The organism is Caulobacter sp. 602-1 (assembly GCF_003931565.1).
Lineage (GTDB): Bacteria > Pseudomonadota > Alphaproteobacteria > Caulobacterales > Caulobacteraceae > Caulobacter.
Genome location: NZ_RRYI01000006.1, coordinates 216,287 through 230,528 on the forward strand (window position 1 = coordinate 216,287; position 14,242 = coordinate 230,528).

Annotated in this window: 17 protein-coding genes; 6 read left to right on the forward strand and 11 right to left on the reverse strand. The window is 68.0% G+C overall.

The window, feature by feature from the left end:
• Positions 1-4: 4 nt before the first annotated feature.
• A complete protein-coding gene (locus EIK80_RS18400; protein WP_125158468.1) occupies positions 5-298 on the reverse strand; it encodes a succinate dehydrogenase assembly factor 2 in 294 nt (97 codons plus the stop codon).
• A gap of 218 nt (positions 299-516) precedes the next feature.
• Between EIK80_RS18400 and EIK80_RS18405 the strand changes: the two genes are divergently transcribed.
• Positions 517-2,100: a DEAD/DEAH box helicase gene (locus tag EIK80_RS18405; protein WP_125158469.1), complete on the forward strand. Its 1,584-nt coding sequence runs from the start codon at positions 517-519 to the stop codon at positions 2,098-2,100.
• Between the two features lie 183 nt (positions 2,101-2,283).
• A complete protein-coding gene (locus tag EIK80_RS18410) occupies positions 2,284-2,565 on the forward strand; it encodes a hypothetical protein (protein ID WP_125158470.1) in 282 nt (93 codons plus the stop codon).
• Between the two features lie 12 nt (positions 2,566-2,577).
• On the opposite strand, the gene EIK80_RS18415 is transcribed toward EIK80_RS18410, so the two are convergent.
• Positions 2,578-3,729 carry a DUF563 domain-containing protein gene (locus EIK80_RS18415; RefSeq protein ID WP_125158471.1) on the reverse strand — a complete coding sequence of 384 codons (1,152 nt, stop codon included), beginning with the start codon at positions 3,727-3,729 and terminating at the stop codon, positions 2,578-2,580.
• Between the two features lie 36 nt (positions 3,730-3,765).
• Positions 3,766-5,223, reverse strand: coding sequence for a coniferyl aldehyde dehydrogenase (locus EIK80_RS18420; protein ID WP_125158472.1), 1,458 nt, complete (start codon positions 5,221-5,223; stop codon positions 3,766-3,768).
• Between the two features lie 192 nt (positions 5,224-5,415).
• On the opposite strand from EIK80_RS18420, the gene EIK80_RS18425 reads away from it, so the two are divergent.
• Complete coding sequence (locus EIK80_RS18425; protein WP_125158473.1) at positions 5,416-6,477, forward strand: GGDEF domain-containing protein; 1,062 nt, start codon at positions 5,416-5,418, stop codon at positions 6,475-6,477.
• A 135-nt stretch (positions 6,478-6,612) separates the two neighbouring features.
• Positions 6,613-7,416, forward strand: a complete 804-nt coding sequence (locus EIK80_RS18430; RefSeq protein ID WP_125158474.1) for an enoyl-CoA hydratase/isomerase — start codon at positions 6,613-6,615, stop codon at positions 7,414-7,416.
• 3 nt (positions 7,417-7,419) lie between these two features.
• Here EIK80_RS18430 and EIK80_RS18435 read toward each other — a convergent pair whose 3' ends face one another.
• Positions 7,420-7,815 (reverse strand): DUF6165 family protein, encoded by a 396-nt coding sequence (locus EIK80_RS18435; protein WP_125158475.1) that lies wholly within the window; start codon positions 7,813-7,815, stop codon positions 7,420-7,422.
• Positions 7,816-8,790: a glycosyltransferase family 9 protein gene (locus tag EIK80_RS18440; RefSeq protein WP_125158476.1), complete on the reverse strand. Its 975-nt coding sequence runs from the start codon at positions 8,788-8,790 to the stop codon at positions 7,816-7,818.
• Positions 8,791-8,890: 100 nt separating this feature from the next.
• Here EIK80_RS18440 and EIK80_RS18445 point away from each other — a divergent pair, with 100 nt between their 5' ends.
• Complete coding sequence (locus tag EIK80_RS18445) at positions 8,891-9,451, forward strand: TetR/AcrR family transcriptional regulator (RefSeq protein WP_125158477.1); 561 nt, start codon at positions 8,891-8,893, stop codon at positions 9,449-9,451.
• A 13-nt stretch (positions 9,452-9,464) separates the two neighbouring features.
• Positions 9,465-10,259: a 1-acyl-sn-glycerol-3-phosphate acyltransferase gene (locus tag EIK80_RS18450; RefSeq protein WP_125158478.1), complete on the forward strand. Its 795-nt coding sequence runs from the start codon at positions 9,465-9,467 to the stop codon at positions 10,257-10,259.
• Here the strand turns inward: EIK80_RS18450 and EIK80_RS18455 are convergent.
• Genes EIK80_RS18455 through sufC form a run of 6 tightly spaced genes read right to left on the reverse strand, consistent with a single transcriptional unit; the run spans position 10,256 to position 14,242 of the window.
• A complete protein-coding gene (locus tag EIK80_RS18455) occupies positions 10,256-10,456 on the reverse strand; it encodes a hypothetical protein (RefSeq protein WP_125158479.1) in 201 nt (66 codons plus the stop codon). The genes EIK80_RS18450 and EIK80_RS18455 overlap by 4 nt on opposite strands.
• Positions 10,456-10,848 carry an iron-sulfur cluster assembly accessory protein gene (locus EIK80_RS18460; protein ID WP_125158480.1) on the reverse strand — a complete coding sequence of 131 codons (393 nt, stop codon included), beginning with the start codon at positions 10,846-10,848 and terminating at the stop codon, positions 10,456-10,458. The genes EIK80_RS18455 and EIK80_RS18460 overlap by 1 nt, the downstream gene beginning before the upstream one ends.
• Positions 10,849-10,862: 14 nt before the next feature.
• A complete protein-coding gene (locus EIK80_RS18465; protein WP_125158481.1) occupies positions 10,863-11,234 on the reverse strand; it encodes an SUF system Fe-S cluster assembly protein in 372 nt (123 codons plus the stop codon).
• Between the two features lie 7 nt (positions 11,235-11,241).
• Positions 11,242-12,468, reverse strand: a complete 1,227-nt coding sequence (locus EIK80_RS18470; RefSeq protein ID WP_125158482.1) for an aminotransferase class V-fold PLP-dependent enzyme — start codon at positions 12,466-12,468, stop codon at positions 11,242-11,244.
• Positions 12,468-13,496, reverse strand: coding sequence for a Fe-S cluster assembly protein SufD (sufD, locus tag EIK80_RS18475; RefSeq protein ID WP_125158483.1), 1,029 nt, complete (start codon positions 13,494-13,496; stop codon positions 12,468-12,470). The genes EIK80_RS18470 and sufD overlap by 1 nt, the downstream gene beginning before the upstream one ends.
• On the reverse strand, positions 13,493-14,242 hold the full coding sequence (sufC, locus tag EIK80_RS18480; protein WP_125158484.1) for a Fe-S cluster assembly ATPase SufC: 750 nt from the start codon (positions 14,240-14,242) through the stop codon (positions 13,493-13,495). Before sufC ends, sufD begins: the two co-directional genes overlap by 4 nt.

Sequence of the window (14,242 nt, forward strand, 5' to 3'; positions counted from 1 at the left end):
GCTCCTAAGCGCCATCCCCCGTCGGGCGCGAAGCGTGCGCCTCAAACCGGAACGCGCGGATCATCGCCAAGACGTCGGTCTCGAACTTCTCCGGCGTCGGCTCCTGGCCGACGATCCAGGCGTAGATCTCGCGATCCGACTCCTCGAGCAGCGTCTCAAGCGTGTCGATCTGCTCCGGGGTCAGGTTCGGGCCATGGACGTCCGCGAACGGGCCCAGAATGAGGTCCGCTTCCCGGAAGCCGCGATGCCAGGCGCGGAAACGAAGGCGCCGAAGGCGAGAGTCGTGGTCGATGGTCATGTGTCGGCCGATATAGAGGGGCGTTTGCTTGGGCGCCAGCCTAACGACTTTGCGCGGCTAACCGTTCTCGGCGCCGATCTTCCGAACACTTCCTATCGCCTTGCAGCGATTGACTTTGCCGACTTTCGGCCTATTTATCCCCAGCTTCGGAGCAGGTCTGGCGAATCCGCGCCGCCCGCTCGCCCAAGCACGGGCGGCTCCGAGCAGACCAGCGTGTAATGACAGAATTCACCGATCTCGGGCTTTCGCCCACGACCCTGCAGGCGGTCGCCGACACCGGCTATACCACTGCGACCCCCATTCAGGCCCAGGCCATTCCGGTCGCCCTCGCGGGTCAGGACGTCCTCGGCATCGCCCAGACGGGCACCGGCAAGACCGCCGCCTTCACCCTCCCCTTGATCGACAAGTTGCAATCGGGCCGCGCCAAGGCCCGCATGCCGCGCGCCCTGGTCATCGCCCCGACCCGCGAGCTGGCGGATCAGGTCGCCTCCAGCTTCGAGAAGTACGCCAAGGGCACCAAGCTCTCGTGGGCGCTGCTGATCGGCGGCGTCTCGTTCGGCGACCAGGAAAAGAAGCTGGACCGCGGCGTCGACGTCCTGATCGCCACCCCGGGCCGCCTGCTCGACCACTTCGAGCGCGGCAAGCTGCTGATGACCGGCGTGCAGTTCCTCGTCGTCGACGAAGCCGACCGCATGCTGGACATGGGCTTCATCCCCGACATCGAGCGCATCTTCAAGATGACGCCGCCCAAGAAGCAGACGCTGTTCTTCTCGGCCACCATGCCGCCGGAAATCACGCGTCTGACCAAGCAGTTCCTGAAGGATCCGGTGCGGATCGAGGTGGCCAAGCCCGCCACGACCAACGCCAATATCACCCAGCTGCTGGTCAAGGTTCCGACCTCCGACCCCAAGGCCAAGCGCCTGGCGCTTCGCGCGCTGATCGAGAAGGCCCAGATCGAGACCGGCATCGTGTTCTGCAACCGCAAGACCGAGGTCGACATCGTCGCCAAGTCGCTGCGGTCGCACGGCTTCGACGCCGCCGCGATCCATGGCGACCTCGACCAGTCCCAGCGCACCAAGACTCTGGCGGACTTCCGCTCCGGCGCCCTGAAGATCCTGGTGGCCTCCGACGTCGCCGCGCGCGGCCTGGACATCCCGGCCGTCAGCCACGTCTTCAACTACGACGTCCCGCACCACGCCGACGACTATGTCCACCGCATCGGCCGCACCGGCCGCGCCGGCCGGACGGGCATCACCTACATGCTGGTCACCCCGGCCGACGACAAGGGCTTCGACAAGGTCGTCAAGCTGATCGGTTCGACGCCCGAGGAAGAAAAGCTCGATCTCGACTATTCGAACGCCGTGACGGTGAAGCGCGAAGGCGATCGCGATCGCAAGCGCGGCGGCCGGGATCGCGGTGATCGCGGTGATCGTCCGGCCCCGCGCGCCCGTGGCCGCCGCACCGAGGAAGCCGCCGCCGAAGCGCCGGTCGAGGCCGTCGCCGCCGAGGCTCCCGAAGCCGCCGTCGTCGAGGAACGCCCCGCCCGCGAGCGCCGTCCGCGCCGCGAACGCGAGCCCCGCGCCGCCGCCCCGGCGGTCGAAGCCGAGCGTCCCGAACGCGCGGAACGTCCCGCCCGGGCCGAGCGTCCGGAACGCGCCGAACGTCCTGAGCGTAGCGAACGCCCCGAGCGTCCCGTGCGTGGCGTCCAGCCGATCCGTGACCGCGATGACGACGACCGTCGCGTGGTCGGCTTCGGCAATGACGTCCCGGCCTTCCTGGTCCGTCCGCCTCGCGGCAAATAGGCCTCGTCGATCGTCTGAAGAACAAAAGCGCCGGGCTCTCGTCCGGCGCTTTTTCTTTTGGTTCGCCCTACATCGCGACGACGGTGGCCGAATTGGCGGAACACTGTTATCGTCATCCTCGTTTTCGGCTCGATCGCGCCGGATGCCGGCCGGTCGCGCCCAAGGAAAATGGGAGGACTGCACATGGCCGCTATCGAACCCGACACCCTGGTCGCCGAGAAGCAAGCCGTCCTGATCGCGCACGAGAAGACCTATCACGGTTTCTCGGTGCTGCTACGCTGGTGCATGCTGGGTCTGGCCTCGGTGATCAGCGCCCTGACGGTCTGGTTCGCGACGCCGGGCGGCTTCTGGGGCGGCCTCGTCACCTTCCTGGTCGTCTGGGTCGCCGGCTATTACGGCATGGTCCACCGCGAGGAGCAGCAGTCGCTCGACCCGTGGGCTCCGGGGCGCAAGGGCATCCTTTAGAGCGCCTGACTTCTAGAGAGCGGCGTCCACGACGGCGAGCAGGTCGTCCAAGGGCGGGCGGAAGGCGAACTTGAAGCCGCGACGAAGTCTGGCCAACAAGGGCGCCTGCCGCGCCGGGGCCGGTGAGGCGCAGACATAGCCACGCCAGTCGACGCCGACCTGGCGACACGCCGCCCGCACCCACTGGCTGGTGAAGTTCAGCGGCTGGATCTCCACGACCCGCGCACCCTTCGGCAGGAAGACCGCGTTGGCCAGGGCCGCGCCGCTGGCGCCGACCACGACCTCGGCGTCGCGCATCAGGGCGACCTGCTCGGCCGCGCCCAGGGTCTCGGGTCGGACGATCGTGAAACCGCGCGCCGCCAGCGCCGTCTCGAAGGCCGCCTCGCCGATCATCACTCGCATCGACTGGCCGCGCCGCGAGAGATAGACACGCCGCGCGCCGCGACCGGCCGGCGCCTTGGCCAGCACACGGGCGGCGACATCCGTGACCAGACCGTTCGGGTGGTGCAGGAAGTGGTCCATGCTGGTGGCGAACACCGCCCGCTTCAGGCGCACGACCGAAGCCTCGACTTCGCGGACCGCGAGATCCGGAAAGGCCATGCCGATCAGGTCGCTTTGCCAAGCGGTCAGCTTGGGCGCCAGGGCCGGAACGCCGTCCAGCAGCCCTGCCCGCTCCAGGGTCAGCAGCGACGGCAAGGCGTCTATGACGAAGTGGCCGTAGTTGAAGGTCCCGCCCCACGGCAGGAACACGGCGCCGGCCTCGATGTCGGGCGCTGACGCCGGCGGGATGAAGCGCGTGGCGTTGTCGAGTACGCCCGGAAGGGCCGACAGATCCCCCGATCCATGTCGCGCCTCGCCGATCGTGGCGTTGTAGAGCGCGCCGTCCGCGCCGATCAGCCCGCCGAAACGCGGAAACCACCAGCTGTCGCCGACGGCGCAGAAGGCCGGCACGTTGACCGGCAGGGGCGCGGCGATGTCGTAGGGCCAGGCGGCGGCCTCCGGTCCCGCCAGCGTTCCCGGCGGCGCGCCGATAGAGGCGTCATGCTCCGGCGCGAACGCCACCCCCGTTTCGCCCCGCGCGAACCGCTCGCGCAGTTCCGCCGCCAGCATGGGCGGCAGGTCGCGGGCTTCGACGATGGGGCGCAGGGACAGCGGCGCGGTCATGCGCCGCTTGGAGCATGCCGCGCCGTCCTGTTGAAGCTACTTCTTGATCTGCCCGGCCAGGTACTTGCGGATCCCCTCCCCGTAAGGCGGGCGCAGGCCCAGCATCGGGGCGATGTCCTTCTTCAGCTGCTGGAACACCGCCTTGCGATGGCTGAACTCTCGGAAGCCGTCGTGGCCGTGATAGGCGCCCATGCCCGCCGGACCAACGCCGCCGAACGGCAGATCTTCCTGGGCGACGTGGAAGATGACGTCGTTGACGGTGACCCCGCCGCTGGTGGTGTTGGCCAGCACGCGGTCCTTCTCGGCTTCGTCGGTCCCGAACCAGTAGAGGGCCAGCGGCCGGTCGTGGGCGTTCACATAGGCGACCGCCTCGTCGACGGTCTTGTAGCCCTTCACGGGCAGGACCGGGCCGAAGATCTCCTCCTGCATCACCGTCATGTCGTCGGTGGGGTCCAGGATCAGTGTCGGGGCGATCTTGCGGTGCTCCTGCTGCGACAGGTCCTCACCGCCCGGATTGATCTCGACGATCCGCGCGCCCTTGGCCCGGGCGTCGTCGACATAGCCTTTGACCCGGTCGTAGTGACGCTGGGCGACGACGGCCGTGTAGTCCGGATTGTCCTTGATGGTCGGGAAGTAGCGGCCAACGGCGGCCTGGGCTTCCTTGACGAAGCTTTCGACCTCTTCCTGCGGGGCCAGGACATAGTCCGGCGCCAGGCAGATCTGGCCAGCGTTCAGGGTCTTGCCATTCATGATCCGCGCCGCGGCCGTGGCCATGTCGGCGCCGCGCGACAGGATCACCGGGCTCTTGCCGCCCAGCTCCAGGGTCACCGGCACCAGATTCTCGGCCGCCGCGCGCATCACGTGCCGCGCCACCGAGGTCGCGCCGGTGAACACCAGGTGGTCGAAAGCCAGGCCCGAAAAGGCCTGACCGACCTCGGGGCCGCCGACGAACACCGCGACCTCCTCCTCCGAGAACGCCTTGGCGAACATGGTCTTCAGCAGATCCGAGGTCGCCGGGGTGAACTCCGAGGGCTTGATCATCGCCCGGTTGCCGGCCGCGAACACCCCAGCCAGGGGCGCGAAGGTCAGGTTGACCGGGAAGTTCCACGGACTGATCACCCCGACCACGCCCTTGGGCTGCCACTGCACCGTGGCCTTGGCGCCGAACAGACCGAGGATCGCCGGCGTCGTCTTGCGCTTTTCCGGCTTCATCCACTTGGCGACGTTCTCGCGGGCGAACTTCAGCGGGCCGATCGAGCCGGCGACGTCGGTCAGGGCCGTGGCCTCGGGCGAGCGCGAGCCGAAATCTTCGTTAACCGCCTTGGCGATCTGCGCCTGATGGCCGACCAGCAGATCAATCGAACGGTTCAGCCAATCGATCCGCTTCTCGACGCTGGGCGCGCCATCGCGCAGATGCGCGGCCTTTTGACGCCGCAGAACGTCGGCCATCGCCGCCTTGTGGGCGTCGAACGACAGATTGACCGGTGCGTTCATGATGTTCGCCTCCCTACCCTCTCCCGGCCATGGTGGCGCGGTGCTCATCTTATCGATGATAACCATGAAGGCTGGTCGTTTCTTACGCAAGTGAACGTCGTTCTTAACGCCTCGTAAGAACTCTCCACCCTATGGTCGCGCTCCAAGCGTCGGCGTTTCCGCGAGGGGAACCGCTGAACGGGGGAAGAAGAGATGTCGGACGTCGAAACCACGCTGCGCGGTCCCGAGGCCTATAAGATTGCTTCGCGCGCCCTGGAGCTCATGGAGCGTCACCAGGTGTGGCCGACCGCCCTGAACTTCGAGCTGTGGACCCACTATGTGGCCGATCCCGACGGCGCCCTGGCCCGTGAACTGACGCGACTGATCTCGCTGGGCGAGCCGATGACCGAACTGGTCAGCGAGGAACTGGCCGCCACCTACCTGCCCAAGGCGCGCCTGAACGAACAGATCCGTGACGCCGGCGACCTTCTGTCGAAGGAACTGGAGGCGGTCTCCAAAGCCATCCACAACGCCCAGAAGTCCAACGCCGCCTTCGGCAAGGAACTGGCCGGCGCGACCAAGAGCCTGGACAAGTCGACCGACGTCGACGCCATCAAGGCGGTGGTCGGCAGCCTGGCCGAAGCCACCCGCCGCGTGCACAAGGAAAACCGGTCGCTGGAAACGCGCCTGGCCGACTCCACGGCCGAGGTCGAGCGCCTGCGCGAGCATCTTGAACAGGTTCGCCGCGACGCCACCACCGACGGCCTGACCAACCTGGCCAACCGCAAGGCCTTCGACGAAGAGCTGGAGCGCGCCTGCGCCGAGGCCGACGAAGAGAACGCCAGCATCTGCCTGGCTGTGCTCGATATCGACCACTTCAAGGGCTTCAACGACACCTGGGGCCACCAGACCGGCGACCAGGTCATCCGCTATGTCGCCTCGGTGATCGGCCGCGTCGCCGCCCCGCCGCGGTTCGCCGCCCGCTACGGCGGCGAGGAGTTCGCCATGATCTTCCCGCGCGAGTCCGCCGCGGCCGTCGCCGCCACCCTCGAAGAAATCCGCGTCGAGGTTTCCTCGCGCATGCTCAAGCGTCGCTCGACCAACGAGGACCTGGGCGCCATCACCATTTCGTCGGGCTTCGCCGAGCGCAAGCCGGGCGAGAGCGGACATTCGATCATGGAACGCGCCGACACGGCGCTCTACGCCTCCAAGCGAGGCGGCCGCAACCGGGTCACGGCGGCGGAGTCCATGCCGGCCTCGGCCAACGCGGCCTGAACCTCTTCAGCAGAAGACCTACCTTGGACGCCGCCGGTCTCACGATCGGCGGCGTTTCCTTTTGAAGATTCCGCTAGCCTTCCCAAGGGGCAAAGGCGCCTAGACTCCGCCTAAAGATCAAGGGAGGCCCTGGCCGTGGACTATCAGAAGATCCGTGTCTCGACCGAAGGCGGCGTCGCCACGGTCACCCTCGCCGATCCATCCACCCTGAACGCCGCCAGCCTGGAGATCGCCCGCGAGCTGATCCACGCCTTCTCGTCGATCGCCGCCGGCAAGATCGAGGCGCGCGCGGTGATCCTGACCGGCGAAGGCCGCGGCTTCTGCTCGGGCGCCAACCTGTCGGGCGGCGGCGCGGCCGGGCGCGAACTGGACGTCGACGGCAAGCCCGACGCCGGCTCGGCGCTGGAAAGCACCTACAACCCGCTGATGACCCTGCTGCGCGACTTCCCGCTACCGATCGTCACGGCGGTGAACGGCCCGGCGGCCGGGGTCGGCTGCTCGATCGCCCTGATGGGCGACATCATCGTGGCGGCGCAGAGCGCCTACTTCCTGCAGGCCTTCCGACGCATCGGCCTCGTGCCCGACGGCGGTTCGACCTACATGCTCCCGCGCCTGATCGGCAAGGCCCGGGCCATGGAGATGATGCTGCTGGGCGACAAGATCCCGGCGGCCACGGCCCTGCAATGGGGGCTGGTCAATCGCTGCGTGCCGGACGACGAACTGATCGGCGCCGCCACGGCGATCGCCCTCGAGCTGGCCCGCGGCCCGGCGGCGCTGGGCGCGATCCGCAAGCTGGTCTGGGACAGCCTCGACAGCGACTGGACCGGCCAGTTGCACGCCGAACGCAAGGCCCAGAAGTTCGCCGGCAAGACCGAGGACTTCCTCGAAGGCGTCAGCGCCTTCCTGCAGAAGCGCGCGGCGGCGTTCAAGGGAAAGTAGATCCTACGGCTTGAGATAGGGCTTGTAGCTCTTCTCCTCGACGATCTCGGAGCCAGCGGCCGCGTTGATGGCGCGCTTGATGGCGGCGCGCTTGTCGTTGTCGATATAGACCCGGCGGGCCAGGGCCACGAAGTGTTCGCCGAAGTCCTGGCGGCGCTCGCAGTCGCGCTTGCCGTCCTCGATGTCCCAGAGGGCGGCGTTGACCTCGGTGAGTTCGGCGGTCAGGCGGGCGATCTCGGCATTGTCGGGCAGGTGCTCAGCCGCGGTGGCTTCCAGCAGGGCCAGCTCCTTGCGGACATTGGCTTCCTTGGCCGGGTCGCCTATCCGCTCGGCCTTGACCCGCAGGATGGTGATCTTGTCGACCAGTTCGCCCGCCGAGATCGGCGCGAGGATGGACATTCAGGAGGCTCCGGACACGAGACGCTGGAGCGCCTCCCAAGCCGCGTCAACCGGCAGGGCGCCCATGCCGCTTCCGTAGTCCTCCGAGACCAGCATCTCAAGCCGCCGGGCGGCGGGGCGGAATTTCATCGACTTGCGGCGATCCTGTTGCAGCGACAGCAGCGGCGCGCCGCCCGCGGCCAGCATGTGGCCAGGGCCCGCGTCGTTGGCGACGCCCGCCGCCAGTCGCCCGGCCAGGGCGATGACCAGCAGCGGGCCCTTCACGCCCGCGAATCCGTCGGTGCGGTTACGCTCGGGCTGGAGCGCTTGCGGGACCTCGCGCGCGGCCACGGCGGCGTCCTCGGCCTCTTCGGGGCCGAACAGGAAGACCGGCGTCCAACCCTTGGCCACGACGCGGCCGGCCAGTTCCAGATAGTTCTCCAGCGGCCAGCGCTTGTCCTGTCCGCCCGCGCCAGGCGCGAGGCCGACATAGGTCGGGCCGGACGGCAGCAGGGCCTCGGCGGCCTTCAGGGCGTCAGGGTTGGTGAGCGCCAGCGGCTTCGGCGCGCCCTGCCCGTCCGTGGCCAGGGTCAGCAGTCGCGCCAGGCGGTCCGTGACAGCCACGGGCCAGTCCTTGTCGCGGGCGTGGCGGGCGGCCGAGACGAAACGGCCGCCCGCGCCGCGCCTGGCGACGCCGCCGCGGCGCAGGTTCTCCTGGGTGTCGATGACGAGGTCGAACTTGCGACCGCCGAACGGCTTCACCCACGGCAGGCTGTCCGCCGGCGCGGCCCCATTGCGTCCCTCCAAAATGACCTCGTCGACATAGCCGGAGACCACGGCCTTGAGCGGCCCGGCGTAGACCGTCTCGCCCTTGGCCGCGCACCAGCTGATCTGCGACTTGGGAAAGGCCGCGCGCAGGCCGGCGATGAAGGGCAGTTTGATCAGGCCGTCGCCGATGACCTCGCCCATCGAATAGATCAGAACCGTCTGGACCATGGCCGTGTGTCGCCGCCCCGCCGCCCGCGGTCAATCTCGATCACGATATTGTAAGTGAGCGCTCACTTGCATCTCCACGCGCCTATGAGATGCTCTCGTCATGAGCGCCAAGCCCCGCATCGAACGCGCCGCCCTGGAGGCCTTCGTCGTCGAGGGCGTCGACGCGACCACCACCAAGACCATCGCCGCCCGCGCGGGGGTTTCCGAGGGCGCGATCTACCGCCACTGGAAGAGCAAGGACGCACTGGCGGTTGGCCTGTTCATGGACTGCCATCGCCGTCTCGCGACGCTGATCGAGGACGAGGCCGCCGCCGTCGAAGGGATCAAGGCCAAGGCCGCTGCCCTGGTGCGCGCCTACTGCGCCGTGGCCGACGAGGACTGGCTGCTGTTCTCGTTCCACCTGCTGCAGCTGCACCACTTTCTGCCGTACTACCAGGAGGACGGCCGCGACCCGGTCACCCTGGTCGAGAACGTGATCAAGCGGGCGATGATCGAGGCCCAGCTGCCGCCCGGCGACCCGCGCGTGCTGGCCGCCATGGCCATCGGGGTCATCACCCAGACCGCCCAGAACAAGGCCTATGGCCGCCTGGGCGACGACGCCCTCTCGGCCCACGCCCCCCTCATGACAGCGGCCGTCCAGGCCGTGCTTTTCGCCCGCTAGGGAAAACACAGAGATGCGCAGCGCGCTCTTCAACGCCTACTACTGGGTCCTGTCGATCTTCTACGGCCTGTCAGCCGCCTTCGCCGCCCTGGCGCCGGGCCGCGACGCCGTGACCTTCACCCTGCGGCTCTATAGTCGCCGGATGCTGTGGGCTCTGGCGTTCTTCGCCGATGTGAAGGTTGAGCTGAAGGGCCGCGAGAACCTGCCCGACGGTCCCTGCATCCTCGCCGCCAAGCACCACAGCTGGGGCGACGGCTTCGTGATGTTCGCCCATGTCGACAACTTGAGCTTCGTGACCGGCGACCACCTGGAGAGGTTCCCCCTGGTCGGGGCGATCCTCAAGAAGTTCGGAGCCATCGTCGTCGACAGCTGCGGCGGCCCGGAGGCGCGCAAGGCGCTGTCCGAAAGCGCCGCCCAGGTCGCGGCCGACGGCCGCCGGATCCTGATCTATCCCGAGGGTCACCTGGCCGCGCCGGGCGAGCGGTTCCGCTACCGCACGGGCGTCTATTACATGAGCAAGGATTTCGGCCTGCCGGTCGTGCCGGTGGCGACGAACCTGGGCTGCTTCTGGCGGCAGACGGAGAAGAAGAAGTCGCCAGGAACCGCGACCGTCGCGTTCCTGCCAGCCCTCCCCCAAGGCCTGGAGAAGGACGACTTCATGGCGCGGATGGAAGCGGCGATCGAAGGCGCCACGAATGAACTCATCGCGGAGGCGACGGGCCAGCCCGCGAAGCCGTCGGTGCTTGTGGAGTGGAATGGCCGCGAGAACGTGGCCGCGGCGCCGAAGCCGGCGGAGGTCTCGGCCTAGACCTCGACCGGGCACTCCGCAGGGATCGCCACGAACGTGCCCTCGGCCCGGCGCTTGGCGAAGTGGCTCTGGGCGCAGGTCGAGGAGCACAGCAGGCCGGTGTCGGACCAGTAGAGCGGCGCTTCGTCCTCGTGCTTGAAGCGCGGCGCGCCCCACGCGAGGCCGCATTCAACGCAGGACGGGGTTCGAGCCAGCATCAGTCCAAGGCCTCCGCCGCCGGTTGGATCGTGACGCTCTCGCCGCAGCCGCAGGCGTCGGTTTCGTTGGGATTGTGGAACACGAACTTCGAGGACAGCTTGGTGATCTCGTAGTCGATCTCTGTGCCGATCAGGAACAGCACCGCCTTGGGTTCGATCAGGATGGTGACGCCCTTGTCCTCGACGACCTCGTCGATCGGTCCCTTCTCGGCGGCGTATTCGAAGACGTATTCCTGGCCAGCGCAGCCGCCGTTCTTCACACCCACCCGCAGGCCCGCATAGGGTTTGTCAGCCCGATCCATGATCTCCTTCACGCGCGCGGCCGCGGCGTCGGTCAGGGTGACGACCTTGGGGCGCGGGCGGCGGGGGCGTGCGGTGATCGCGGTTTCCATGACTCTCGAACCAATCAGAACATGTTCAGTTGCAGCTTGGCCTCGTCGCTCATCCGCGAGGAATCCCACGGCGGCTCGAAGACCAGCTCGACATTGCACGACTTCAGACCCGGGATCTCCATGACCGCGTCGCGCACCCAGCCCGGCATTTCCCCAGCCACCGGGCAGCCCGGGGCGGTCAGGGTCATGTCGATGGCCACGTCCTTGTCGTCGCTGACGTCGACCTTGTAGATCAGGCCCAGCTCATAGATATCGACCGGGATTTCCGGGTCGTAGACCGTCTTCAGCTTCTCGATCAGCTGGTCGGTCAGCCGGTTCAGCTCGTCCTTCGACAATGCCGACGGGACTTGGGCGAAAGCGGGTTCGGAAGCGGCGGCGTCGGTCATGAGCGGCTCAACTGAAGAAACTGCGGGCCTTGGCCAGCGCGTCCACGAACGCGTCGGCCTCCGCCTCGGTGTTATATAGGGCGAAGGAGGCGCGCGCGCTCGACGTGACGCCGAAACGGCGCATCAAGGGCTCGGCGCAATGGGTGCCGGCGCGGACGGCGACGCCGTACCGATCGAGCACCTGGGCGATGTCGTGAGCGTGGGCGCCCTCGACCGTGAACGACAGCACCGCGCCCTTGCCGGGCGCCTCGCCCAGGATGCGCACGCCGTTGACGCCGCGCAGCCGCTCGGCGACCCGCTCGTACAGAGCGTGCTCGTGGGCGAAGATGGCGTCGCGATCCAGGGCGTTCAGCCATTCGATCGCCGCGCCCAGGCCCACGGCCTCCAGGATCGCCGGGGTGCCGGCCTCGAAGCGATGCGGCGGATCGGCATAGGTGATCCGGTCCATGGAGACAGAGCCGATCATCTCGCCGCCGCCTTGATACGGCGGCAGGGCGGCCAGGCGTTCGGCCTTGCCATAGAGCACGCCGATGCCGGTCGGGCCGTACAGCTTGTGGCCGGAGAAGACGTAGAAATCGACGTCCAGGGCCTTCACATCGACCTTGGCGTGGACGATCGCCTGGCAGCCGTCCAGCAGAACCGGGGCGCCGGCCGCGTGGGCCAGGCGGACGATCTCGGCCACGTCGTTGACCGTGCCCAGCACGTTCGACATGTGGGTGACGGCGACCATTTTGGTCTTGTCGGACAACAGGCCCGGCAAGGCCTCGATGTCGAGCCGCCCGTCGTCCAGCACCGGGATGAACTTCAGAACCACGCCCTTGCGCTCGCGCAGGAAGTGCCACGGCACGATGTTGGCGTGGTGCTCCATCTCCGAGATCACGATCTCGTCGCCGGCGTTCAGGCCGAGGCCGAACGACGACGCGACCAGGTTCACCGCTTCCGTGGCGCTCTTGGTCCAGACGATTTCGGTCGGCTCGGCGTTGATGAAGCGCGCAACGGTTTCGCGCGCCTTTTCATAGGCTTCGGTCGTTTCGTTGGCCAGGGTGTGCAGGCCGCGATGGACGTTGGCGTAGGACGTGCGGGCCAGGCCCATCATGGCGTCCAGCACCGTGTCGGGCTTCTGGGCGCTGGCGGCGCTGTCGAGATAGATCAGCGGCTTTCCGTGGACCTGGCGGGCCAGGATCGGAAACTGGGCGCGGATCGCCTCGACATCGAACGGAGCATCAAACGCCATCAGGTCGGACTCCCCAGCTTGCGGGCGACCCAGGCGGCGGCGATGGCGCGCGCGCCCTCGTGCTCGATCCGCTCGACCACCTCGCCGACGAAGGCCACGGTCAGCATGGCCTTGGCTTCCGTTTCCGGGATGCCGCGCTGGCGGGCGTAGAAGATGGCCTCGTCGTCCAGGGCGCCGATGGTGTTGCCGTGGGCGCAACTGACGTCATCGGCGAAGATCAGCAGCTCGGGCTTGGCGTCGATCTCGGCCCTGTCCGACAGGATCAGGGCATGGTGGCCCATGCGCGCGTCGGTCTGGTCGGCGCCGGGCGAGACCACGATGCGTCCCTGGAACACGCCGCGCGCCTGATCGGCGACCATCCCCTTGGTGAGTTGGCTGGTGATCCCGTCGACGCCGGCGTGGGTGACGACGGTGGTCTGGTCGGCGTGGCGCTGACCGTCCAGCAGATAGACGCCGTCCAGGCGAACCTGGGCGTGGGCGCCAGGATGGTTGATCCGCGTCTCGATCCGCTGGCGACGCGCGCCCGAGGTCAGGACGGTCTGGGCGTAGGTCGCGCCGGGCGCCAGGTCGACCTCGGCGGTGACGACGTTGATCGCCTCGGCGTCGTCCTCGACCAGGATGATGCGCTCGACCGAAGCGCCCTCGCCCACGGCGATGTCCAGGGTGACGTCGGACACGTAGCCGGCGGCGCGGCCTTCGTGGCTTTCCAGCAGAACCAGGGTCTCGCCCGGCTTGACCACAAGGGCGTGGTTGGCGGCTTGCGAGGCCTTTTCAGCCAGGGCGACGAAGCGCAGGGCGACGACGCCCGAAGCGGTCTCGGCGCCAGCCATCCGGCGGCCGTTGACGAACACGGTCTCGATTGAAGCCAGGTCGGCGAACGGCCCGGCCGGAATCTCGCCGTCATGCGCCGGCGCGGCCGGCGGCAGGACCCGCAGCAAACCGCGCAGATCGGTCCACCGCCAGTCCTCGTCGCGCCGCGAGGGCAGCGCGGTCAGGTCGCCGGTCTTGAGGGCGGTCGAAAGGGTCACGCCGCCACGCTCACATACTTGTCGTAGCCCTCGGCTTCCAGCTGCAGGGCCAGTTCCGGGCCGCCCGAGGCGACGATGCGGCCGGCGGCCAGCACGTGGACCTTGTCGGGTTTGATGTAGTCCAAGAGGCGCTGGTAGTGGGTGATGACCAGCATGCCGCGCTCGGGCGAACGCAGGGCGTTGACGCCTTCGGAGACGATCTTCAGCGCGTCGATGTCGAGGCCGCTGTCGGTCTCGTCCAAAATCAGGAACTTCGGCGAAAGCATCGACATCTGGAAGATTTCCATGCGCTTCTTCTCGCCGCCCGAGAAGCCGACGTTCAGGCCGCGCTTGAGCATCTCGAAGTCGATCTTCAACGCCGCGGCCTTCTCCTTGGCCAGTTTCAGGAAGGCCGGGGCGGCGATTTCGTCCTCGCCCCGCGCGCGGCGCTGAGCGTTGAGAGCGGTGCGGATGAAGGTCAGGGCCGGAACGCCCGGAATTTCCAGGGGATATTGGAACGACAGGAACAGGCCCTTGGCCGCCCGCTCGTTCGGCTCCAGGGCCAGCAGGTCCTCGCCGTTCAGGCTGGCCGAGCCCTCAGTGACCTCGTAGCCGCCGCGGCCGGACAGTACGTAGGACAGGGTCGACTTGCCGGCCCCGTTCGGGCCCATGATCGCGTGGACCTCGCCGGCCGGCACGTCCAGCGTAACGCCCTTCAGGATCGGCTTGTCCTCGACGCGGGCGTGAAGGTTCTTGATAGAAAGCAT

Coding starts and splice junctions, on each gene's coding strand:
- EIK80_RS18400 (WP_125158468.1), bottom strand. CDS start 298: ATGACCATCGACCACGACTCTCGCCTTCGGCGCCTTCGTTTCCGCGCC.
- EIK80_RS18405 (WP_125158469.1), top strand. CDS start 517: ATGACAGAATTCACCGATCTCGGGCTTTCGCCCACGACCCTGCAGGCG.
- EIK80_RS18410 (WP_125158470.1), top strand. CDS start 2,284: ATGGCCGCTATCGAACCCGACACCCTGGTCGCCGAGAAGCAAGCCGTC.
- EIK80_RS18415 (WP_125158471.1), bottom strand. CDS start 3,729: ATGACCGCGCCGCTGTCCCTGCGCCCCATCGTCGAAGCCCGCGACCTG.
- EIK80_RS18420 (WP_125158472.1), bottom strand. CDS start 5,223: ATGAACGCACCGGTCAATCTGTCGTTCGACGCCCACAAGGCGGCGATG.
- EIK80_RS18425 (WP_125158473.1), top strand. CDS start 5,416: ATGTCGGACGTCGAAACCACGCTGCGCGGTCCCGAGGCCTATAAGATT.
- EIK80_RS18435 (WP_125158475.1), bottom strand. CDS start 7,815: ATGTCCATCCTCGCGCCGATCTCGGCGGGCGAACTGGTCGACAAGATC.
- EIK80_RS18440 (WP_125158476.1), bottom strand. CDS start 8,790: ATGGTCCAGACGGTTCTGATCTATTCGATGGGCGAGGTCATCGGCGAC.
- EIK80_RS18445 (WP_125158477.1), top strand. CDS start 8,891: ATGAGCGCCAAGCCCCGCATCGAACGCGCCGCCCTGGAGGCCTTCGTC.
- EIK80_RS18450 (WP_125158478.1), top strand. CDS start 9,465: ATGCGCAGCGCGCTCTTCAACGCCTACTACTGGGTCCTGTCGATCTTC.
- EIK80_RS18455 (WP_125158479.1), bottom strand. CDS start 10,456: ATGCTGGCTCGAACCCCGTCCTGCGTTGAATGCGGCCTCGCGTGGGGC.
- EIK80_RS18460 (WP_125158480.1), bottom strand. CDS start 10,848: ATGGAAACCGCGATCACCGCACGCCCCCGCCGCCCGCGCCCCAAGGTC.
- EIK80_RS18465 (WP_125158481.1), bottom strand. CDS start 11,234: ATGACCGACGCCGCCGCTTCCGAACCCGCTTTCGCCCAAGTCCCGTCG.
- EIK80_RS18470 (WP_125158482.1), bottom strand. CDS start 12,468: ATGGCGTTTGATGCTCCGTTCGATGTCGAGGCGATCCGCGCCCAGTTT.
- sufC (WP_125158484.1), bottom strand. CDS start 14,242: ATGCTTTCTATCAAGAACCTTCACGCCCGCGTCGAGGACAAGCCGATC.